The 21762-nt window shown below is 70.5% G+C and carries 17 protein-coding genes; 8 read left to right on the top strand and 9 right to left on the bottom strand.

The window, feature by feature from the left end:
* Positions 1-143 precede the first annotated feature (143 nt).
* From ACTWPP_RS16645 to ACTWPP_RS16625, 5 genes are all read left to right on the top strand, one after another.
* Positions 144-4307, top strand: a complete 4164-nt coding sequence (locus tag ACTWPP_RS16645; RefSeq protein ID WP_443105164.1) for a wHTH domain-containing protein — start codon at positions 144-146, stop codon at positions 4305-4307.
* Positions 4308-4323: 16 nt separating this feature from the next.
* Positions 4324-4920 (top strand): HD domain-containing protein, encoded by a 597-nt coding sequence (locus ACTWPP_RS16640; protein ID WP_443105163.1) that lies wholly within the window; start codon positions 4324-4326, stop codon positions 4918-4920.
* A 106-nt stretch (positions 4921-5026) separates the two neighbouring features.
* Positions 5027-5188: a hypothetical protein gene (locus ACTWPP_RS16635; RefSeq protein WP_443105162.1), complete on the top strand. Its 162-nt coding sequence runs from the start codon at positions 5027-5029 to the stop codon at positions 5186-5188.
* A gap of 35 nt (positions 5189-5223) precedes the next feature.
* The gene (locus ACTWPP_RS16630) at positions 5224-7731 is read left to right on the top strand and encodes a DEAD/DEAH box helicase (protein WP_443105161.1); all 2508 of its coding nucleotides are present in this window, start codon (positions 5224-5226) and stop codon (positions 7729-7731) included.
* Between the two features lie 16 nt (positions 7732-7747).
* A complete protein-coding gene (locus ACTWPP_RS16625; protein ID WP_443105160.1) occupies positions 7748-8548 on the top strand; it encodes a carbon-nitrogen hydrolase family protein in 801 nt (266 codons plus the stop codon).
* A 216-nt stretch (positions 8549-8764) separates the two neighbouring features.
* On the opposite strand, the gene ACTWPP_RS16620 is transcribed toward ACTWPP_RS16625, so the two are convergent.
* From ACTWPP_RS16620 to ACTWPP_RS16600, 5 genes are all read right to left on the bottom strand, one after another.
* Positions 8765-9163: a hypothetical protein gene (locus ACTWPP_RS16620; RefSeq protein WP_443105159.1), complete on the bottom strand. Its 399-nt coding sequence runs from the start codon at positions 9161-9163 to the stop codon at positions 8765-8767.
* A gap of 196 nt (positions 9164-9359) precedes the next feature.
* Entirely contained in the window at positions 9360-9917 is a 558-nt protein-coding gene (locus ACTWPP_RS16615) for a Clp protease N-terminal domain-containing protein (protein ID WP_443105158.1), read from the bottom strand.
* Positions 9918-9921: 4 nt separating this feature from the next.
* Positions 9922-10155 (bottom strand): helix-turn-helix domain-containing protein, encoded by a 234-nt coding sequence (locus tag ACTWPP_RS16610; RefSeq protein ID WP_443105157.1) that lies wholly within the window; start codon positions 10153-10155, stop codon positions 9922-9924.
* Positions 10156-10212: 57 nt separating this feature from the next.
* A complete protein-coding gene (locus ACTWPP_RS16605) occupies positions 10213-11229 on the bottom strand; it encodes a hemolysin family protein (RefSeq protein WP_443105156.1) in 1017 nt (338 codons plus the stop codon).
* Positions 11226-12551, bottom strand: coding sequence for a hemolysin family protein (locus ACTWPP_RS16600; protein ID WP_443105155.1), 1326 nt, complete (start codon positions 12549-12551; stop codon positions 11226-11228). Before ACTWPP_RS16600 ends, ACTWPP_RS16605 begins: the two co-directional genes overlap by 4 nt.
* 164 nt (positions 12552-12715) lie before the next feature.
* Here ACTWPP_RS16600 and ACTWPP_RS16595 point away from each other — a divergent pair, with 164 nt between their 5' ends.
* Both ACTWPP_RS16595 and ACTWPP_RS16590 read left to right on the top strand, forming a co-directional pair.
* The gene (locus ACTWPP_RS16595) at positions 12716-13675 is read left to right on the top strand and encodes an MBL fold metallo-hydrolase (protein WP_443105154.1); all 960 of its coding nucleotides are present in this window, start codon (positions 12716-12718) and stop codon (positions 13673-13675) included.
* A gap of 123 nt (positions 13676-13798) precedes the next feature.
* Positions 13799-14803, top strand: coding sequence for a hypothetical protein (locus ACTWPP_RS16590; RefSeq protein ID WP_443105153.1), 1005 nt, complete (start codon positions 13799-13801; stop codon positions 14801-14803).
* Between the two features lie 6 nt (positions 14804-14809).
* On the opposite strand, the gene ACTWPP_RS16585 is transcribed toward ACTWPP_RS16590, so the two are convergent.
* The 4 genes from ACTWPP_RS16585 to ACTWPP_RS16570 all read right to left on the bottom strand — a co-directional run bounded on the left by ACTWPP_RS16585 (position 14810) and on the right by ACTWPP_RS16570 (position 19085).
* A complete protein-coding gene (locus tag ACTWPP_RS16585) occupies positions 14810-16636 on the bottom strand; it encodes a CASTOR/POLLUX-related putative ion channel (protein WP_443105570.1) in 1827 nt (608 codons plus the stop codon).
* A gap of 291 nt (positions 16637-16927) precedes the next feature.
* Positions 16928-17257, bottom strand: coding sequence for a histone-like nucleoid-structuring protein Lsr2 (locus ACTWPP_RS16580; RefSeq protein WP_443105152.1), 330 nt, complete (start codon positions 17255-17257; stop codon positions 16928-16930).
* Between the two features lie 17 nt (positions 17258-17274).
* Entirely contained in the window at positions 17275-17631 is a 357-nt protein-coding gene (locus tag ACTWPP_RS16575; protein WP_358457744.1) for a histone-like nucleoid-structuring protein Lsr2, read from the bottom strand.
* Between the two features lie 131 nt (positions 17632-17762).
* The gene (locus tag ACTWPP_RS16570) at positions 17763-19085 is read right to left on the bottom strand and encodes a helix-turn-helix domain-containing protein (protein WP_443105151.1); all 1323 of its coding nucleotides are present in this window, start codon (positions 19083-19085) and stop codon (positions 17763-17765) included.
* Positions 19086-19376: 291 nt separating this feature from the next.
* Between ACTWPP_RS16570 and ACTWPP_RS16565 the strand changes: the two genes are divergently transcribed.
* A complete protein-coding gene (locus tag ACTWPP_RS16565; RefSeq protein WP_443105150.1) occupies positions 19377-21473 on the top strand; it encodes a catalase in 2097 nt (698 codons plus the stop codon).
* The last annotated feature ends 289 nt before the right edge of the window (positions 21474-21762 follow it).

Here is a 21762-nt window from a genome sequence, read left to right as displayed (position 1 = left end):
CGTGTGAACCGCTCATTCCGTCCAGCACCTTTCTTGCCGGACCACCCGCCCTTAACCCGCCGCCGAGCGCCTGTTGCGCGATTCGGGTGGTCTGCCGCCTATGGGCGGTGTAGACACTTTTCCCGGGCGGCAAGGGAGGCAGTGTGGGGCGCGGACAACCCATCGACCAGACCAACTGGCCCAAGGAAGGCCCGCACCGCAGGCTCCTGGAACATCTCGACAAGATCCACCAGGACAACGGCCAGAAGAGCCGGCGTGACATCGCCGCCGCGATGCACATCGAATCCGCTTCCTACATCAACGACTTCCTGCGCGGCTTGCGGCTCCCGCTCGATCCCGCGCAGCTCTCGTCACTCGTCCGAGCCCTGGGAGGCGGGGAGGACGACGCCCGCGACGCCGTCCGGCTGTACGAGAAGACGCCGAAGCACCAGCCTGATCCGGCGCCGCATCCGTGGGTCCGTCAGGTTTCGGAGCACATCGCGTGGACGCTGGTCGACCCGCAACGCGACGCCTCCACGTTCAGAGAGGCGACGATCGCCGTCGCCGAGCGCCTCAGCGCGTTGTGCGGCGAGGCCGAGGCCGCCCTGGACGACGATCCTTGGCTGGACGGCGAACTGGCCGAGCGCTTCACCAAGTGGACGGAGTGGCTGCTGCGAACCTCGCTCTCAGCGAGCCTGCGCGATCTGTCTCCGGCGGAGGCCGCTCTGCTGGTGCTGGTCCCGCTGCTGCATCACGTTCACATGGTCCGGACACTCGCCGGACTCCGCGAGATCGACCCGCTCGACTTCAACGTCGACGCCGGTGAGGGGGCGCGCCGGGATTACGAGACCTTCCTCGGCGGACAGCGGGAGCTGGTCGACCGGGCGAAGGCCCGCAGCCTTCCCGACCGTGACACGGCCGGACCTGAGATCGGCTGGTGGCTGTTCCACCGCTGGGTGGCTCGCTTCCCGCGGGCCTACGCGCTCGGAGCCGTTCGGGAAGTTCTGAGCAAGCTAGAGATCGCCGATCGTCGAATGCGTGATGAGGTGCTCGGCGCTAAGACCGTCCAGCGCTTCCTGGCCGCCCTGCGACTCGACCTGTCGGAGCTGGGGGACACCGACCGGAAGAACGCACCACAGTTCGAGACCGTCCTGTTCGCGGGCGAACCGCACGAGCAGCGCGTACGGGAACTTCTGATCGGACAGATTCTCACGGCCGCCTATTCCCTGACGATCGATCTCGTCCGGCTTCCGGACATCGTGGTCAGGCATCTGGGCATTCCACACCCGGTCGATCTGGCCGAGCTGCGAGAGACCGCGACGAGCCGGGCGAAATGGGTGCTCCAATCGGACTGCCTCATACTGCGCGCCGACTGCCACCACCCCGCCGAGCTTGAAGGGCTCCATCAATACGCGAGCCAGGTGGATGCGCTTCTGCACACGATCCGGCAAGGATGCGGCGACCACTCCACGATGCAGGTCCTCACCCGGCTGCCCTCCCGCGCGACGGCCGACGACGTCAGGCCCGGTGCCGATGATGACGGCCGCCTGCTCTTCCAGCGAGTGAGCCGCTTCCGCCTCGACGAACGCCGCGTCCAGGATCTGCTGATGGGGGAGCAGCTCTACCAGGATCGTGGCCTCGCCGTCCGCGAGCTGTACCAGAACGCCCTCGACGCCTGCCGTTATCGCCGGGCCCGTCACGCCTACCGAGGCCGGGGTGACTGGCTGGACGACTGGGAAGGCCGTATCCACTTCCTTCAGGGCGTCGATGAGAATGGTCGCGACTACCTCGAATGCCGCGACAACGGAATCGGCATGACGGAAGCCGTCCTCACCGATGTCTTCTCACAGGCCGGCACCAGATTCACCGACACCACCGAGTTCCTGGTCGAGTCCGCCGACTGGCAGAGCGCCGACCCGCCCATCCCGTTCCACCCCAACAGCCGCTTCGGCATCGGCGTCCTGAGCTACTTCATGATCGCCGATGAGATCGACGTCATCACCCGCCCCCTGGACCGCGGACACCGCCCGCACCCGACTTTGAAGGTCTCCATCTTCGGCCCCGGCCACCTGTTCCGCATCGAGCACCTGCCCATTGATCATTCTCCGGGGACGTCGGTGAAGCTTTACCTCCGCGACGGAGAGGACGCGCCGTCCTGTGTGGAGGAGTTGCGCCGGCTCCTGGGCATCGCGGAGTTCCGGACAGTGGCCGAGCACGGCTCCCAGAGCGAAGTCTGGGAGCCGGCTGTTCTCAAGCCCCGGGTCCGCCCGTCTTGGGAAACCGACGGCCTCAACGTCCACGGCAGACTCGTTCCCTGGACCGCCCCGGATGGCGGTGGGCAGGTCGTCTGGTGCGAGAAGGGCGGCGGAATCCTGGTGGACGGCATCTACGTGCAGCCGGCCGTCCGACGCGGCATCTTCGCCGGACTGGAGAAGGGAACTCTGCGCGGCGCGGTGGTCAACCTCACCGGGCAACGCGTTCCCGAACGCCTCTCCGTGGATCGGCGGTCTGTCCTTTCTGACGCTTCGGAGGACGCCGAGCACCTGTTGCGGTCGGCCATGAGCGAACTGATCGGGGCGGGCCGGCCCTTGCTGCACATGCGGTGGGTGAGTGGTGTCACAGAGGCCAGCCCGCGGCTCGGCGACATCATCAGTGAAGCTGCCGCCGCCGCGCGCATCGAATTCGTCACCAGAACCGGGGCCGTGGACATCGCACGCGTCGGATGCTTCCTTCAGGACTCCCACCTGGTCCAGGACGGCGACGACGCGATGCAGGAGTTCAGGGAGGAGGGAGCCAACTACTGGCACTGGGACTTCGGCCCTTATATGAATGACCATGTGCTGCTTTGGAGATTGGCGGCACATGGATCGGAATCGGTTCTCACGGAGCAGGCCGAAACCCCAGGACCGGTCCAGCGCGCGTTGCCGTCCGATATTTTTCTCCTTGGATTCAACGAGTACATTCACCCGGAAATCTCCCTGTCCATGACCGACTGGGAGTGGACGTGGGATGACGTGCGAAGTCATCCCGGGCACATCCTCTGGGTGGCACTGTTGACCGGAGCCACCCCCAGAGATGTGGCACGTCGTGCGCTTGAGTTGGGCATCGTTGAGATCGAACCAGAACGGTTCGGTGTGTCCGCCGACAGCACAGATCTCGTGGTGCTGAGCGAGGAGCGCAGCGGCAGGCCCCGTTGGCTCGACCTGGCCGATCCGGTTCCCCTTGGGCACGTCGTGGCGGTCGCTCTCCAGTTCGGGATCGGATTGCGGGAGTTGCGGGACCGGCTCGAAGGCTACGGGCATCGCCTTCCATCGGCTGCGCCGACCATGGATGTACCGACGTCTCGGGATCTGCGTCTGCTCAGTTGGCACGCAGGTGAAGTGACCCCGATCAACGGCAGGCCGCAGCCCTTGCCCGCCAGCCATGTGGTCAGAAGTGCACGAGATCTCGATATGCCGGTATCGGACGTTTGTGAACGGTTGGCCGCCTTCGACTTCCGTGCCGAAGCCCTCTCGTTGCCGAACAGGCCGTCCGAGGAGGACGGCAAACTGTTCGACTGGAGACTCGGTGACGTGGAGCGGGACGAATTCGACCCTCGGGCTCCGCTCGCTCCGGCGCACCTGGCTCGGGCTTCGATCGCGCTCGGACTCCCGGTACCCGAGGTCGCCGCGCGTTTGGCCGCCTATGGTGTCCCGGTACCCGACCGGCTCCCCGATCGGGTCGCCGACCGGGATTTGACGTTGCTCAGCCGGGACGGCGACGCGGGCCCCGGTTGGTGGTCAGCCGATGAGGAGATTTCGGTCCCGAGTCTCCTGGTCATCAGCACCAAGGCGGAGGTAGACCCGGAGTATGCGGCGGCGCGTCTCGCCGAGTACGGCTTGAGGGTTCCCAATGGGCCGTTTCCCGCGAAGCCCGATGAAGCGACCCTGCGCTTGTTGTCTCGTAACTTCGGCGTCACCGGTCGGTGGCTGGACCCGAAGCAGCCTGTACCTCGAGGGCACCTGGTCCGGGCTTCCGTCGAGTTGGGGATCGGCCCCAGGACGGCGGCCGAGCGGCTGGCCGTATGCGGAATGCTCCTGCCCGCTGGGGACATTCCGGAGGCGGCCATCCCAGCCGACCTCGTACTGCTGCGGTACTCCCAGAACTACGGCACTCCATGGCTGGACGCAGATGAGCCCGTGTCACTCCTCCACCTGCTCAAGGTATCGCGGAAGACGGGGATCAGTGTGCGGGAGGCGGCGGAGCGGTTGCGGTGGTTGGGGATGGACGTTCCGGATGTGGATGAGAGTGTTGCGGAGGCTCTGCGGAGGCTGCCTCGGGTGACCTGAGCCGTAGGGTTGCGGGGTGTGGGTTCCTACGGATGGTGAGATCCGGGCGTTGCATGAGAGGTGTGCGCCGAGCCGGGGAGCGTTCGAGGTCGTCTACACGCACTGTGTGATCGTGTGTGAGATCGCCGAGCAGATCATCGGGACCGCCGGCCTTGAGGTCGACGTGGACCTTGTGCGGGCCGGGTGCCTGCTGCATGACGTCGGGGTGTATCGGCTGTACGACATGAGTGGGCAACTCGATCACAAGGGGTACGTGCGGCACGGGGTGCTGGGGCATGAGCTGCTTCGTGGCGAGGGGTTCCCCGAGGAGATCTGCCGGTTCTGTTCCCGTCACACCGGGATGGGGCTGACGCGGGACGACGTCGAGCGGCAGGGGCTGCCCGTGCCGGCCGGTGACTATGTGGCCGAAACCGGCGAGGAGCGGCTGGTGATGTACGCGGACAAGTTCCATAGCAAGACGAGTCCGCCGTCCTTCGTCAGCGCCGAGACGTATGCCGTTCATGTACGGCGATACGGCGAGGACAAGGTCGCGGCGTTCAAGGCCATGCGCGAGGTGTTCGGGGAGCCCGATCTCGCGCCGCTCGCAGCCCGGTTCGGTCACGCTGTGGCGTGAGGCGGGGTGTGCGCCCCTGTGCTGTATCTCGGTGAGGAACACCAGGTCAGAGGTGTGATCTCGGGAGGACGCGCAGGACGTCACATCAGCGCACGCCCGGAGGTGGGTGGACCGGCGCAGGCTGTTCTCGTTCGCGGGAAACGGGACGGGAGTGGTGGTCATGCAGACGGTCGTGGAGCTGGCGCCGATGATCGGCGGGGTGCTCAACATGGCGGCGGCCGGGATCGGGGCCGCGGTGGCGTTCACCGGGTGGAAGCGGCGGCGGTGACGCGGGCAGTGGGTGCGCGGGGGCAGGATGGAGGGGTGAGCCTTATCGATGAGCTTCCCTCTGGAAACGACGCCGACGCCGATTCGTTGTTCGAGGCGTTCGAACGATGGGTGTCGGGGCGCGGGATCACGTTGTATCCCGCGCAGGAGGAGGCGCTCATCGAGGTCGTGTCGGGCGCGAACGTGATCCTGTCGACGCCGACGGGGTCCGGGAAGAGCCTGGTGGCGGCCGGGGCGTTGTTCGCGGCGCTGGGCCGGGGGCAGGTGGGGTTCTACACCGCGCCGATCAAGGCGCTGGTGTCGGAGAAGTTCTTCGACCTGTGCGAGATGTTCGGGCGCGACAACGTCGGGATGATGACGGGCGACGCCAGTGTGAACGCGGACGCACCGATCGTGTGCTGTACGGCCGAGGTGCTGGCCAACATGGCGCTCAGGGACGGCGCCGACGCCGACATCGGTGTCGTGGTGATGGACGAGTTCCACTTCTACTCCGAGCCCGAGCGGGGGTGGGCGTGGCAGATCCCGCTGCTGGAGCTGCCGCAGGCGCAGTTCCTGCTGATGTCGGCCACGCTCGGGGACGTCGCGTTCTTCCAGAAGGACATCACGCGGCGGACGGGGCGGCAGACGGCGTGGGTGACGTCCGCGGAGCGGCCCGTCCCGCTGATCTACGACTACCGGGTGACGCCGCTGCACGAGACGATCGAGGAGCTGCTGGCCGAGCAGAAGGCGCCGGTGTATCTGGTGCATTTCACCCAGGCGGCGGCGATCGAGCGGGCGCAGTCGCTGATGAGCATCAACGTGTGCACGAAGGCGGAGAAGGCCCGGATCGCGGAGCTGATCGGCAACTTCCGGTTCACGACGAAGTTCGGGCGGAACCTGTCGCGGTTCGTGCGGCACGGGATCGGGGTGCATCACGCGGGGATGCTGCCGAAGTACCGGCGGCTCGTGGAGCGGCTCGCGCAGGCGGGGCTGCTGAAGGTCATCTGCGGGACGGACACGCTGGGCGTGGGCGTCAACGTTCCCATCCGGACGGTGGTGTTCACCGCGCTGAGCAAGTACGACGGGCACCGGGTGCGGCGGCTCCGGGCGAGGGAGTTCCACCAGATCGCCGGGCGGGCCGGGCGGGCCGGGTTCGACACGGTCGGGTTCGTCGTCGCGCAGGCGCCCGAGCATGTGGTGGAGAACGAGAAAGCACTGGCTCGGGCGGGGGACGACCCGAAGAAGCGGCGCAAGGTGCAGCGGAAGAAGGCGCCCGAGGGTTTCGTCGGGTGGGACGAGGACGTCTTCAAGAAGCTGCAGGAGGCCGAGCCGGAGATGCTCCGGTCGCGGTTCCAGGTCAGCCACGCGATGCTGCTGTCGGTGATCGCGCGTCCGGGCAACGCGTACCAGGCGATGAAGCGGCTGCTGACCGACAACCACGAGGAGCCGGCGGCGCGGCGCAGGCACATTTCGCGGGCCATCGCGATCTACCGGTCGCTGCTGGCGGGCGGTGTGGTCGAGGTCCTGCCCGAGCCCGACGATCTGGGCAGGTACGCGCGGGTCACCGTGGACCTGCAGGAGGACTTCGCGCTCAACCAGGCGCTGTCGACGTTCGCGCTCGCCACGTTCGAGATCCTGGACCCGGCCTCGCCGTCGTACGCGCTGGACGTGCTGTCGGTCATCGAGGCGACGCTGGAGGACCCGCGGCAGATCATCGCGGCGCAGGTCAACAAGGCGCGGGGCGAGGCCGTCGCGGAGATGAAGGCGGAGGGCATCGAGTACGAGGAGCGGATGGAGCTGCTCCAGGACGTCGACCATCCGAAGCCGCTGGAGGAGGAGCTCGACGCCGCGTACGAGATCTACCGGGCCGGGCATCCGTGGGTCGGGGACCATCCGCTGCGCCCCAAGTCGGTCGTGCGGGACATGTACGAGCGGGCGATGACGTTCACCGAGTACATCGGGTTCTACGAGCTGGCCAGGGGCGAGGGTCTCGTCCTGCGGTACCTGTCGGGGGCCTACAAGGCGCTGCAGCAGACCGTCCCGGAGTCGATCAAGACCGATGATCTGATCGACCTGATCGAGTGGCTGGGGGAACTGGTGCGGCAGGTCGACTCCAGCCTGCTGGACGAGTGGGAGCAGCTCGCGAACCCGGCCGACGAGGACCTGGACGAGCCGATCGAGGAGCGGATCACGAAGGTGACCGCGAACACGCGGGCGTTCCGGGTGCTGGTGCGCAACGCGCTGTTCCGCCGGGTGGAGCTGGCCGCGCTGGAGCGGTTCCGGGAGCTGGGCGAGATGGACCCGGACTTCGGCGCCGACGCGTGGGCCGAGGCCATGGACGGGTATTTCGCCGAGCACGACGAGCTGTTCACCGGGCCGGACGCGCGGGGGCCGAAGCTGCTGCAGATCGAGGAGGTCCCGCAGGACGCGCTGTGGCGGGTCCGGCAGGTGTTCGACGACCCCGAGGGGCATCACGACTGGGGCATCAGCGCCGAGGTCGACCTTGCGGGCTCCGACCAGGAGGGCGAGGCCGTCATCCGCGTGACCGGCGTCGACCGGATGTGACACAGGGAGGCAAGGGATGGTGCAGGTCGCGGTGGCGCAGTTCGCGCCCGGCGTCAACAAGGACGAGAACCTGGCGGCGATCGGCAAGCTCGCGGGCGAGGCCGCCGGACGCGGGGCGAAGGTCGTGGTGTTCCCCGAGTTCGCCATGTTCACGGCGCCGAAGATGGACGAGCGGTTCGTCGACTCGGCCGAACCCCTGGACGGCCCGTTCGCCGGCGGGCTCGGGGAGCTGGCCCGGCGGCTCGGCGTGCACGTCGTCGCGGGGATGAACGAGCGGCTGGACGAGCCGGACCGCATCTCCAACACGCTCGTCGCCGCCGGCCCCGGCGGGGACATCGTCGCCGAGTACCGCAAGATCCACCTGTACGACGCGTTCGGCTACAAGGAGTCGGCGCTGGTCCGGCACGGCGACATCGCGAACCCGGAGACGTTCACCGCCGAGGGCGTCACGTTCGGCATGCAGACCTGCTACGACGTCCGGTTCCCGGAGGTGACGCGGCGGATCGTGGACGCGGGCGCCGACGTGCTCGCGCTGCCCGCTGCCTGGGTGCCGGGGCCGCTGAAGGAGGACCACTGGCGGACGCTGGCCCGGGCCCGCGCCATCGAGAACACGATCTACGTGGCCGCGGCCGGCCAGTGCGCCCCGACCGGCGCCGGCAACAGCATGATCGTGGACCCGATGGGCGTGGTCGCGGCCGGGCTGGGGGAGAGCCCCGGTGTCGTGGCGGGGGAGGTGTCGCCCGAGCGCGTCGCCGCCGTCCGCGAGAAGAACCCGGCGCTCGGCCTGCGCCGCTTCACGGTCGCGCCGGCCGAGTAGCGGTTGTATCGAGGCGGCAACGGTCGGCGCGATTCTCCGTGTCGGAGTGGGCGCGTAGCGTGACGATCGGATGGTGCGTCTTTCCTCTGACCTTCCGCCCGCCGGGTTCACCCGCGCCGAGCCCCGTCCCCCCGGCCGCCCGCGTCCGTTGCGGTCGCCGCGTCCGTCCGTCGCCGTCGTGCTCGTGCTGGGCGCCGGGCTGGTCGTCGCCGTCGGTCACGGGGCGATGCGTTCGTCCCCGGCCCGCACGCTGACGCCCGGCGCGGCCACGCCGTCGCCCGCGCGTACGGCGCCGCCGTCCTCCACGATCCCTTCGCCTGGGCGGGCGGCGCCCGAGCCGAGCGACGTGTCGTCCGAGAGCCTCTCCGCGACGCGGAAGCGGCCGTCCCGCCGAGCGGACGCGGTCCCCGCGCAGGGGCGGCGGCCGCCTCGTTCCCGGCCACGGCCAGGTCCCCGGGCCACCCCGCGCGACTCGCGGCCCGCGGTGCCGTCGTGGATCGTCGCGGAGTGCCGGCGCCGCTTCCCGGACGATCCGCGCCGCAGGTCGGCCTGCGTCGCGGCCCTCACCGACGCGTTCGGGAGCTGATCGGGAACGGCGGGAACCCGCGGGTTCACAGCACGAGCGGATGCCGGAGCGCGACGCCCTCTACCGGGGACCGCGTCCCCGACCTGCGGCCGGTGGGCGTCCAGGTCGAGCAGAGCGAGCAGGGGCCTGAACGTCGGCCTGGCCGGTGACGCCACCGCGGAGCTGGTCCGGGGCTGGGAGGCCGCGCGCCGCTGGCGTGATTCGACGCGGCTCCGCCGGGGCGGGTCAGGCCGCGGCGGAGCTCATCAGCCGGTCGACGTGGGCGCGCAGCTCCCGGACGTCGGCCCCCGCCTCGGTCGCGAGCCGTACCGACAGGAAGCCGTCGTCGTGCAGGATGCCGAGCAGGATGTGCCCCTTGCGGATCTCCTTCTGCTTGAGCCTGATCGCGTGCCGCAGGCTCAGCTCCAGGGCCTTCTTCGCCTTCGGTGTGAAGGGGATGTGCCCCCCGCGCAGGCGTGAGAGCCTCCCGGCGGGGACGTCGAGGGCGCCCTCGCCGAAGGTCTCCTCGGTGGCCTCCCGGACGGCGTCGAGGTCGATGCCGATGCTCTTCAGCGCATCGGAGTCGAGCACGTCTCCGCCGGTGGCGTTGACGCGGGCGATCCGGGTGCGCAGGTCGTCGGCGGCCAGCCCGTGCTCGCGGAGCGCGCGGGCCACGGCGTCGTCGCCGCGCAGCACCGAAAGCAGGACGTGCTCGGTGCCGATGTGGTGGTCGCCCAGGTCGCGGGCCTCCGACTGGGCGCCGATGACGGCCGCCCGCGCGTCCTCGGTGAAACGCTCGAACATCGCGTTACTGCTCCTTCCTGAGAAGGCGGCGCCCGCCGCCGTGCTTCTTGTGGACGGCCTGCCTGCTCACGCCGAGGCAGACCGCGATCTCCTGCCAGGACCAGCCCTGGTCGCGGGCGCTGGCGACCTGGAGGGCCTCCAGCCGTTCGGCCAGTTCGCGCAGCGCGCGCACGGCCCGCAGTCCGACCGCGGGGTCCCGGCTGCTCGCCTCCTGGGCGAGCTTCACTCCATCGCTCATGCCGTCAATGTAGGTTGACATCGCGTCGATGTCAACCAACGTTGACGACGGGTGCGGTCAGCGGACCGTCAGCAGGGTGGTGAGGAGGTCGTCGAGGGTGACCAGGCCGGAGATGCGGCCGTCCGGGGCCACGGCCAGGCCGAGATGGCTGTGGTGCGCCTTCAGCGTGGCGACGGCCTCGCCGACCGGCGTGTCGACCGGCACCGCCGGCACCGGATGCGCCAGGTCGCGGGCCGGGGTCTCGCGGCCGCGCGCACGGGCCAGGTAGGCGTCGCGGACGTGCACCATGCGGGCGGCCCGCCGCCCCGAGCCCCGCAGCATGATCCGGAGACACCCGGTCCGGGCGGCGGTGTCGACGACCTCCTGCGGCGTCGCCGTGGCCGGGACGGACACGATCTCCGAGACCGGCACGACCAGGTCGGTCAGCGGTGCGCGAGGCGCGTCCAGCGCGTTGGTGATCAGCGTCAGCTCGGTCTCCTCGATCAGCCCGAGCCGCCGCGAGTCCTGCGCGATGCTGCGCAGCTGCTCCGGCGTCCGCGACACCTCCCGCGAATCGGCCGGCCGGATGCCGACCACGCGCAGCATCAGGTTCGACGCGCCGTTCAGGGCGGCCAGCACCGGGCGGGCGGCCGTGGCGAACCCGCGGAACGGCAGGCCCAGCACGACCGCGGAGCGCTCCGGGTCGGTGATCGCCCACGACTTCGGCGCCATCTCGCCGACGACCATGTGCAGGAACGTCACCACCGCGAGGGCGAGGACGAACGCGACCGCGTGCGCCGCCCCGTCCGGCAGGCCCGCGGCGTGGATCGGCGGCGTCAGGGTCGCCGCGAACACCGGCTCGGAGACCAGGCCGAGACCGAGCGAGCACATCGTGATGCCGAGCTGCGCCCCGGCGAGGGTCAGCGACAGCTCGTCGATCCCGGCGACCGCGGCGGACGCGGCCCGGCCGCCGCGCGCGGCGGCCCGCTCCAGGCGGGGCCGCCTGGCCGCCACCAGCGCGAACTCGGTGGCGACGAAGAACCCGTTGCCGGCCAGCAGCGCCAGCGTGACGAGCGCGCCGAGGGCGAGGTTCACCGGCCCTCCTCGACGGTGCGGATGCGGATCAGTTCCGGCACGTGCCGGTGGATGGTCAGGACCTCGACCACGGCGGTGCGGGGCGGCTCGTCCAGCCGCGTCGGCGGAAGGTCCACGGTGACCACGTCCCCGGGCTCGGCCACCCGGCCCAGCCGCTTCAGCAGCAGGCCCGCGACGGTCTCGTAGTCGCCCTCGGGCAGGTCGATGCCCGTCTCGTGGGCGACCTCGTCCATCCGCAGCCCGGCGTCGGTCGTCCACCATTCGCCGGTCCGGATCGCGAGGTCGTCGCCGGGCTCGTTCTCATCGGCGATCTCCCCGACCAGCTCCTCGGCGACGTCCTCCCAGGTGAGGATCCCGGCGAAGCCGCCGTACTCGTCGACCACGCAGGCCAGCGGCGCGGCGGCGCTCTGCAGCCGGAGCACCACGTCCGGCAGCGGCAGCGACGACGGCAGCAGCAGCGGTGCCCTGACGATGTCGCGGACCTCGGTGCGGCCGGTGTCCTCCGGGCCGAGCATGATCAGCTCCTCCAGCCCGACGACCCCGACGACGTCGTCGACGCTCTCACCGACGACCGGGTAGCGGGAGTGCCCGCTCGCGGAGATGACGTCGTCCAGCTCGGCGGCGGCCGCGGACGCGTGCACGGTCACCACGTCGACGCGCGGGACCATGACCTCCTCGGCGTCCAGGTCGGAGAACAGCAGCGCCCGCTCCAGCAGATCGGCGTGGCCCGCCTGGAGCTTCTCGCCGGACTCACCGATCATGCGCCCGAGCTCCTCCAGCGTCGCGCCGTGGTGCAGTTCCTCCACCGGCTCGATGCCCACCGCGCGCACGAGCCGGTTCGCGGCCGCGTCGAACAGCCGGATCACCGGCCCGGCGACCACCAGGTAGACGGCGGTGGACGCCGCGAGCGCGCGCGCCAGCCGCTCCGCCCGGGCCAGCGCCAGGTTCTTGGGGAACAGCTCGCCCAGCACCATCTGGATCACGGTGGCCAACGCGAACCCGAGCGCCACCGCGACGGTGCCGGTCGCCGCGTCCGGTACCCCGCCCGCGCGCAGCGCCGGGGCGATCAGGTCGGCCAGCGCGGGCTTGGCGATGAACCCCACCACCAGTGCGGTGACCGTGATGCCGAGCTGGGCGCCCGACAGCATGAACGACAGCCGCCCCATCACCCGCAGCGCCCGCGCGGCCGCCCGGTCGCCCTCCGCCGCGCGCTGGTCGAGGACCGGGCGGTCCGCGGTGACGAACGCGAACTCCTGCGCCACGAAGTACCCGGTGGCGACGGTCAGCAGCAGGACGGCGAGCAGCCCGAGCACGGCGTTCACCCGGCCCTCCCTCCGCTGCCGACACGTCCAAGATCCCTTTACCCAGTCGGCACCGACTTCCCCGCGATCCCGGGACGGTTATCGACTGCTCTGTGTGGAATGAACCCTGGGCGAGCAGAACCTGCCCGCGCGGAGGCCGCGGCCACGAATGCGAGGGGGCGCCGATGCCCAGACCGTTCGCCTCGTCCGCAGATCTGGGCGACAAGACGCCGACGCTGGAGGTCCTGGCCGACGGGGTGTACGCGCTCACGGCCGAGGGGGACCCGAACGTCGGCGCCGTCGAGGGCGAGGACTTCCTCGTCTGCTTCGAGGCCCTCGCCACGCCGGCGGCGGCCCGCGACTGGCTCACCGTCCTGCGCGCGCACACCGACAAGCCGATCCGCTACCTGGTCCTGTCGCACTACCACGCCGTCCGGACGCTGGGCGCGAGCGCGTTCGGCGCCCCGGTGGTCATCGCGCACGACCTGACCCGCTCCCTGATCGCCGAACGCGGCAAGCAGGACTGGGAGTCGGAGTACGGGCGGATGCCCCGGCTGTTCAAGGACCCCGACGGCATTCCCGGGCTCACCTGGCCGTCCGTGACGTTCTCCAGCACGCTCACCATCGACCTCGGCGGCGACCGCGGCGACCTCGACCTGGCGTACTGCGGCCGCGGCCACACCGAGGGCGACATCGTGGCGTGGCTGCCCCGGCACCGGATCCTGTTCGCCGGCGACCTCGTGGAGACCCAGGCGGCCCTCTACACCGGCGACGCGTTCCACCGCGAGTGGGCCTCGGGCACGCTCGACCACGTGAACTCGTTCGGCGCCGAGACGCTCGTCGGCGGGCGCGGCGCCGTCGCGCACGGCCGGGACGCCGCGCACGCCGCCGTCGGGCAGACCCGCGACTTCCTCGACACGATGATCCGGGAGACCGGCCGGGTCCGCGACGGCGGCGGCACCCTCAAGGACGCCTTCGCCGCCGTGCACGCCGCGCTGGCGCCCGCCTACGGCCGGTGGCCGATCTTCGAGCACTGCCTGCCGTTCGACGTGTCCCGCCTGTGGGACGAGCTGGACGGCGTCGAACGCCCCCGGATCTGGACGGCCGACCGCGACCGCGAGGTCTGGGCACAACTGCAGGACTGAACGTCCACCCGAGGGCTGCCGGTGCCCGGAATTCGTGACAGTCTGGAGTGAGCCGGGCCCGCGTGATCAGCGTCGGATCAGCCCGCGGGCACAAGGGTTTCCCTGACGCGGTGGGGAGTGCCGATGAACGAGGAAAGCCGCCCCCGTCCGGTGTTCGATCCCGGTATCCCCGGCGACGACCGCGCGCTGCTCGCCGCGGCGCCCGGACGGCTCGTCGCGGCCTGCATGGACGCGCCCGGGCCACCGCGGCTGCGCCCCGCCACGGTCGCGGCGCGGCTGGTGTGGATCCCGGTGTTCGCGTTCTTCTACGGCGTGCTGCCCGGCGGGTGGCTGCGGGTGTTCTTCCTCGCCTCGCTCGACGAGGACGACCTGATGGGCGGCGCGACGCGCTGGGGGAGACTGCCCGTCCTCGCGATGATGCTCACCCCCGCTCTGCAGGTGCTCCTGCTGCTGCTCGGGCAGACGGACGCGGCGATCGTCCTTGCGGCGGTGAGCTTCACCGGCTGGGTCGCCGGCGCCCTGCGCCACGTCCGCGAGCCGGCCGCCGCCCGCGCCGCACGCGCGCACCACGGCTCCTACCTGCTGCCCGGCGACTTCGACCGGCCCGCCGCGCGGCTCCTCGTCCGCGCCCAGCGCGCCATCGACGCCGTCCTCGGGTCGCAGACGCATGGAGCCGGGCTTCTGGACGACGTCAACAACACCGTCGTCCTGCCGAGGCAGGAATGGGCCATCGCGGGCGCCCTCGCCGAGCACACGCGGCTGCGCCGGGAGCGCCGCGGCCAGCAGCCTGAACGGCTCTCGCCGCGCGTCCGGGCCCTCCTCGAACCCCAGGACCGCGCCCTGGAACTGTCGGTCCGCTCGGTCACGGCGCGGATCGAGGCCCTGGAGGGGTACGCGCACCGGGCGCGCGAGGCCGACGACGCCTACCACGAGTCGCGGGTGCTGCAGGGGCTGCCCGAGCAGAACGCCCGCTACCGGGACCTGATCGCGAGCACGGTCGGGGACGAGATGGCGGGCGCGGAGATCCGCGGGATGGCCGACGACGCGCTCCGGGCCGAGCGGGCGCTGCGCGACCGCGTCGCCGGTGCGCTGCGGGCCGGTCACGAGCTGCGGCTCTCCGTGGAGTGACCCGGATCAGTTCTCGGCCAGCACGATGACGCGGTCGTCGGCCGACAGCGTGAGCGGCGCCGTCTTGTCCGGGTTGAGCACCACCCCGTAGGCGGGCGGATCGTGGAATCGCTCGGTCAGCCGGTAGCCGAGCGCGACCTCGCCGCGCCGCCTCGCCGACTCGATGAGCGTCGCGAAGTCGGCCTCCTCGCCCGGCGCCAGATAGTCGCAGGCGGGCTTGAGGTAGATCTCCGAGCCGGCCGGGTCGAGCAGGTCGACGAACACGTCGTACAGGTGCCGGTTCTCGCTGAGCTGCGTCAGCATCAGGCTGATCAGCTTCTCGCTCACCACGAAGTCGTCGGCCTTGGTGACCTGCGCGATCTCCCGGTTGGCGTCGTCGTTGATCTCGCTGACGATGGCGAACGGGTCGCCGAGGGCGTCCTCCATGTCGCGCAGGTGCAGCAGCGTGACCAGCGTGCGGGCGTCGGCGTGCTCGCGGTCGAACCCCTCCTCCGACAGCACGATGACGTGCTGGTAGGAGCCGACGTCGAGGGACTCCAGGGACGGCCGCTCGGTCGGCTCGGCCCGGACGAAGTCGATCTTGAGGCCCTCGCACGGGCGCAGCCGCCCCGTCGGATCCTCGCGCGGCGCGGCCACCATCAGGGCCGAACACGGGGCGAGGAACTCGTCCAGCAGCTCGATGATCTTCGGGGCGCGGTGGTTCCAGCCGAGCATCAGCGTCCGCTCGGGCACCGGCTCGCGCGGGGTCGCCGTGGTGATCGCCGACTCGCGGACCGGCGGCGGGGGCGCGGACGCGAGCCGGATCAGCAGATCGTCCTCGGCCAGCACGATGATCTCGTCGTCGGCGCGGATCACGGTGTCCATCGGCGGGTTGAGCAGGACGGTCCCGTCCGCGCGCCGCAGCCCCGCCGGGATGCCCAGGTCGTAGGCCGAAAGCGACGCGCCGAACGTCCGCCCGTCCAGGTCCGGCTCGCGCCGCATGTAGAACTCGTGGCCGGCGAAGTCGAGCAGATCGGTGCAGACCTGCGACAGGCCCGACTGCCGGTGCGACTGGACGATCAGCCGGATCGCGACGTCGTCGGCGTCGATCACGTGCGCGGAGTCGCCGCCCGCGAGCCGGGCGGCGGGCAGGTTCGCCGAGTCGTGCACGGCGGCGACCACGTGCGGGCGGCCCCGTTCCCACGTCCGCGAGCCCAGCGACAGCAGCACCTTGATGACCCGGGTGTCGGCGTCGTCGACCTCCGGTGTGACGATCATGATGGAGCGGGCGGTGCCGGGACTGACCAGCTCCACGTCGGCGACCTTCAGCGGGTCGCCGGTGCGGCACACGATGCGGGTGCGGCCGAGGTCGCCCACCCGGTCCCGGATCGCGTCCTCCATCTCCACCTTGTCGCGGTTGGCGAGGATCGCCACGCACGACCTGCGCTTGCTCTGGTTGGCCTCCACCAGCTCGGCGACCACGGTGAAGACCTGCTCGGACCAGCCGAGCAGCACGGTGTGCCCGTGCTCGACGATCCGCGACCGGCCCTTGCGCAACTCGGTGATCTTGCCTTCGAGGCCGGTGGTGATCACGCCGATCAGCGAGCTGACGATGAAGATGCCGCCGACCGTGGCGACCAGCATCAGCGCCAGGAACGGGCCGGTGCCGGTGTCGTCGCCCATCGTGCCGGGGTCCAGCGTGCGCAGCAGGCTGCGCCAGACCATGCCGAGCCAGTGACCCTTGTCGGCGCTGTCGCGGGGCGTGACGACGACCGCCGCGGTCGCCACCACGAGCACCAGCGCGGCCGAGGCGAGACCGAGCCAGCCGATGAGCGCGGGCGTCCCCTTCGACATCGTCCTGTCGAACCAGTACCGCACACGGTCCCATCGCGTCGCGCGTCTCAACGGTCTGCCCCCTCGGCCGTTCCCCTGGGATCAGCCTATTGTGTTGTCATGCACCATTCCCGGCATTCTCCGCGATCCGGGATCGTTCGGCGGCGGGGACGGTTCTCTCAGCCGCCCCCGGCGAATGCCGTACCCAAAGGCGATTTGACCGTTGCGCACGTAAGAGGCCGGGGTGATGAGAATTCCACCACCCCGGCCCCTGTCGCAGTGCCGGAACGCCGCCGGCCACGCGGAGGACCGCTAGTGCGCGGCCTCGTACTGCTCGATCACATTGGCGGGGATACGGCCCCGCTCATTGACCTTGATGCCGGCGCTCTTCGCCCACTCGCGAATCTCAGCGGAGCGCTCACGGCTGCCCGCGGTCCGGGCGGCGCGGCCACCGCGGCCGGTGGGCTTGCGCGCCTTGCGGGCGCCGGCCACGAACGGCTCCAGGCCGTTGCGCAGCTTGGCGGCGTTCTTCTTGCTCAGGTCGATCTCGTAAGTCGTGCCATCGAGGGAAAAGCTGACGGTCTCGTCAGCCTCTCCGCCGTCGATGTCGTCCACGAGAAGGACTTCGACCTTCTGTGCCATGCGGGGACTCCCTCTAGCTATGCGTCCGGCTTGGCGTCCGGATGTGCCTCGATGAATGCAGCATAGACCTCATCCGATATCTTGCCACGTTCAGAGACTTCGATGTTACTTCGCAATGCCCACTCGCGGACATCGCCGTTCGTGTAGCCCTTGATCTTCGCGGTGCGGGACTTGCGTCCCTTCCCGGCGGGCTTCACCTCGGCGGCGTTCTCGATGAAGGGCGCGAGCGCGTCCAGCGTCTCGTTCAGCCGCTTGAAGTTGTCATCGCTCAAGTCGATCGTGAACGTCCGGTCAAGGACTTCGAAGTCCCGCTTTGCGACATCGGCCCCTTCGGAGCCGTCGATGTCGTCCACCCTAATGACCTTCTCGGCCATGTGTCTTCAGTCTTCCTTCCCCTGGCCTGCGCGGCGACCTTGACCGTAGCGGATTCCGGGACCCGGCATGACGCCAAGACGCGCGCGGCGGGGAAGTGGCCCGTGGAAGTGGCGCGGGAATGGCGGACGTATCAGGCGCCGTGCCGCTCGATCCAGGTGTGCAGGAGGAGCATCATCTCCAGCCGGATCGCCGGGTCCTCGATGTCGAACCCGAACATGCCGTGCAGCTGCGCCAGCCGGTAGCGGACGGTCTGCGGGTGCACGCACAGGACCTCTGCGGCGCCCGTGGCGTTGAATCCGTGCTTCATGCACTCCAGCAGCGTCACGGCGAGCCGCAGGCCCTGCCGCGGCCCGGCCTCCTCCAGCGGGGCCAGCCGCCGGGACGCCACGATCGCGGCGAGCGACCCGCCCTCCCGCAGCAGCAGCTCCGGCAGATGCTCCTCCGCCCGGACGAGCACCCCGCCGCGCCGCGCGCCCCGGCCGCCGCCCCTCGCGCCGGCCCGGCCCGCCGCGCCGCCCCCGCCGCGGGCCGTGCCGCCGCCGGGCCCGCCCGCGGCGGGCGCGGCGGGCGCCAGGTCCAGTGCGCGCCGCGCCCACAGCAGCGACGTCCCCGCCTGGTCCACCGGGACCGACGGGCCGATCGCGCCCGTCCAGCCCGCGAGCGTCGCGGACAGCTCCTCGATCCGGCCCGGCCCGTCGGGGTCGGGCATGACCAGGCAGGGGCGGCCGTGGTCCAGTCCCGTCAGCAGCGACGGCGGCAGCCCGGCGGGGCCCTCGCCGCCGCTGCCCGGACGCGGCCGCAGCACGATCACCGCGAGCCGCTTCGGCAGCGGCCAGCCCGCGCGGGCCGACTGCTCACGGGCGACCTCGGGCGGCGCGGGCGGGTCCGACAGCAGCAGGGTCAGCAGCCGGCCGCGGCGCTGCTCGCGCTCCCCGGCCGCCTTCTCCCTGGCCCGCGCGTAGCCGTGCGCCGCCGCGGACGCCAGCGCGTCCAGATACGCGAAGTTGGCCTCGGCGAGCAGGCTGATCAGCGTGCGGGGGCGGCCGAGCCGCTCGGCCTCGACCGCCAGGTGCCGCCAGGCGAGCCGCGACCCGACCCGCATCGCGTTCTGCAGATGCTCCAGGCTGCGGCCCTCCACGGCCTCGCCGTAGCCCACGTCGAAGAAGACCTGGTACACCTCCTTCCAGGAGGCGTCCGGGTCGGCGATCATGTGGACGAAGTGCTCCATGGCGTGCGCGACCGCGGCCTCGGCCACCCGCGAGTAGGCCGTGTCGCCCGGCCGGTCGTACTCGGGGACGTGCCTCAGCACGCCCTGCACCATGGGGCCGAGCAGGTCCGGGAGATGGGGCCGCATCCACCGCGCCTCCTCCGGCGGTATGTCACGCCACGGCTCCTCCGTCAGGCCGTCCAGCACGGACGATCCGGTGTGCGCGTCCTCGTATGCCGTCGTCACGTTGGCACCTCCTCGGCCTGACACCGGCCTGAGCCCGGTCGTCTCAACCTAGGCACGCACCGTGATCCGCGACACTCACCGGCGTTCATCCCGCGGCGGCGCGTTTGTCAGCCGCCTGACAAGACCGCGTCCAGGGCGGCGCGATCGCCCCGTGAAGGGGACGCGCCGGGCGGAAATCAAGTTCCGGTCAAAGGCGGCATGGCCCGGATTCCGGGGGGTAGCCGCCACCACGTGCCCACTCACCACCCGCCAGGCCACCACTGGACACGTTCACTTCAAGGGAGCTGAATCATGGTCGACTCCGCCGGCCGCGGCGACGCCAAGCAGGAGCAGCTGGATCATCGGCGGGTGAGCCCGGAAGGGACCGGGCTCACCACCGACCAGGGAATCAAGGTCGACGACACCGACAACTCGCTGTCGGCGGGCGAGCGCGGCCCGTCGCTGATGGACGACTTCCATCTGCGCGAGAAGATCACCCATTTCGACCATGAGCGGATTCCCGAGCGGGTCGTGCACGCGCGCGGATCGGGCGCGTACGGCCATTTCCGGTTGCACGAGTCGCTCGCCGACTACACGACCGCCGAGTTCCTGCGCGACACGTCGCTGACGACGCCGGTCTTCGTGCGGTTCTCCACCGTCGCGGGGTCGCGCGGCTCGGCCGACACCGTCCGCGACGTCCGCGGGTTCGCGACGAAGTTCTACACGCGGCAGGGCAACTTCGACCTCGTCGGGAACAACATGCCGGTCTTCTTCATCCAGGACGGCATCAAGTTCCCCGACTTCGTGCACGCGGTGAAACCCGAGCCGCCGAACGAGATCCCGCAGGCGTCCTCCGCGCACGACACGCTCTGGGACTTCGTGCAGCTTCAGCCCGAGACCCTGCACATGATGATGTGGCTGATGTCGGACCGGGCGATCCCCCGCAGCTACGCGATGATGCAGGGGTTCGGCGTCCACACGTTCCGGCTCGTCAACGCCGAGGGCCGCGCGACGTTCGTGAAGTTCCACTGGAAGCCGAAACTCGGCACCCACTCGCTCGCCTGGGACGAGACCCAGAAGATCGCCGGGAAGAACCCCGACTTCAACCGGGCCGACCTGTGGAACCGGATCGAGGCGGGCCAGTTCCCCGAGTACGAGTTCTGCGTGCAGCTCGTCCCCGCCGAGGACGAGCACAGGTTCGGCTTCGACCTGCTCGACCCGACGAAGATCATCCCGGAGGAGGAGGTGCCGGCGCGGCCGGTCGGGACGCTGACGCTGGACCGCAACCCCGAGAACTTCTTCGCCGAGACCGAGCAGGTCGCCTTCCACCTCGGCAACGTCGTGCCCGGCATCGACTTCACCAACGACCCGCTGCTGCAGGCGCGGCTGTTCTCCTACCTGGACACGCAGCTGATCCGGCTCGGCGGGCCGAACTTCCCGCAGATCCCGGTCAACCGGCCGGTCGCCGAGGTGCGCAACCACCACCGCGACGGCTACCACCAGATGGACATCCACCAGGGGCGGGCGAGCTACCACAAGAACTCGCTGTCGGGCGGCTGCCCGGTGGTCGGCGGCGAAGGCTCGTTCACCCACTACCAGGAACGGGTGGACGGCGACAAGATCCGCAAGCGGAGCGAGAGCTTCGCCGACCACTACTCGCAGGCGACCCTGTTCTGGAACAGCATGTCCGACTGGGAGAAGGAGCACATCGTCGGCGCGTTCCGGTTCGAGCTGGGCAAGTGCGACCACAAGCACGTCCGCGAGGGCGTCGTCGAGCACCTCAACCACATCGACCACGACCTCGCCGTCCGGGTCGCCGAGGGCGTCGGGGTGGATCCGCCGAAGTCGCCCGTGATCGCCAACCACGGTCGCAGCTCGCCCGCGCTGAGCCAGGCGAACTCGCCCACGGATTCGGTCGAGGGCCGCCAGATCGCGATCCTGGTCGCGGACGGGGTCGACTCGGCCGCCGTCGCCGCGGTCGGCGAGGCGCTCACCGAGGCCGGCGCGGTCTGCGAGGTGCTCGCCGCCGAGGACGGCTTCGTCCAGGCGGCCAACGGCGCCCAGGTGGAGGTCACCCGCGCGATGCCGACCGTCGCGTCCGTCCTCTACGACGCGGTGCTCGTGCCGGGCGGTGAGGAGAGCGTCCAGACGCTCGCGCAGGACGGTGACGCCGTGCACTTCGTCGCCGAGGCGTTCGTGCACTGCAAGGCGGTCGGCGCACTCGACGCGGGCATCGGCCTGCTGGAACGTGCCGGGATCACCGGCGTGGACTTCGCGGACGGCGGCACGGTCAGCGACAACGGCGTCGTCACCGGCGAGGGCCCCGGCGGCGACTTCTCGGCACAGATGATCGAGGCGGTCAAGGCGCACCGGCACTGGACGCGCAAGAAGTCCCATGTGCCCGCCTGACCACCCCTGACGACCCTCCCGGCGAGGGGCGGACCGGGGGACGGGGCCCGGCGCGGCGAGCCGCCGCGCCGGGCCCCGCCGCATGACCGCATTCTGCCAATTAATTGTGGGCAAGGTCACAGCACTTGTCGTTTCCGGGGTGATTGAACAATACTTTGAAAATATATCTTGTGCGACCGGCGGGCTAAAGTGCCGTGCGGGGCGCGGACAAACACGCGGCTAACGATCTGCATTGTGGCCTGATGACGTGCGCGCTTCGCCCGGGCGGCCGCCGGGCCGCCGTCCCGGC

The organism is Actinomadura sp. 3N407 (assembly GCF_052245875.1).
In the GTDB taxonomy this organism is placed as follows: domain Bacteria; phylum Actinomycetota; class Actinomycetes; order Streptosporangiales; family Streptosporangiaceae; genus Spirillospora.
This window is presented reverse-complemented; position numbering and strand designations above follow the sequence as displayed.

Bases quoted from the DNA above. Each gene is read 5' to 3' on its own strand.
- ACTWPP_RS16575 (WP_358457744.1), bottom strand. From the start codon at position 17,631: ATGGCCGAGAAGGTCATTAGGGTGGACGACATCGACGGCTCCGAAGGG.
- ACTWPP_RS16580 (WP_443105152.1), bottom strand. From the start codon at position 17,257: ATGGCACAGAAGGTCGAAGTCCTTCTCGTGGACGACATCGACGGCGGA.
- ACTWPP_RS16590 (WP_443105153.1), top strand. From the start codon at position 13,799: ATGAACGAGGAAAGCCGCCCCCGTCCGGTGTTCGATCCCGGTATCCCC.
- ACTWPP_RS16565 (WP_443105150.1), top strand. From the start codon at position 19,377: ATGGTCGACTCCGCCGGCCGCGGCGACGCCAAGCAGGAGCAGCTGGAT.
- ACTWPP_RS16610 (WP_443105157.1), bottom strand. From the start codon at position 10,155: ATGAGCGATGGAGTGAAGCTCGCCCAGGAGGCGAGCAGCCGGGACCCC.
- ACTWPP_RS16625 (WP_443105160.1), top strand. From the start codon at position 7,748: ATGGTGCAGGTCGCGGTGGCGCAGTTCGCGCCCGGCGTCAACAAGGAC.
- ACTWPP_RS16585 (WP_443105570.1), bottom strand. From the start codon at position 16,636: ATGTCGAAGGGGACGCCCGCGCTCATCGGCTGGCTCGGTCTCGCCTCG.
- ACTWPP_RS16595 (WP_443105154.1), top strand. From the start codon at position 12,716: ATGCCCAGACCGTTCGCCTCGTCCGCAGATCTGGGCGACAAGACGCCG.
- ACTWPP_RS16615 (WP_443105158.1), bottom strand. From the start codon at position 9,917: ATGTTCGAGCGTTTCACCGAGGACGCGCGGGCGGCCGTCATCGGCGCC.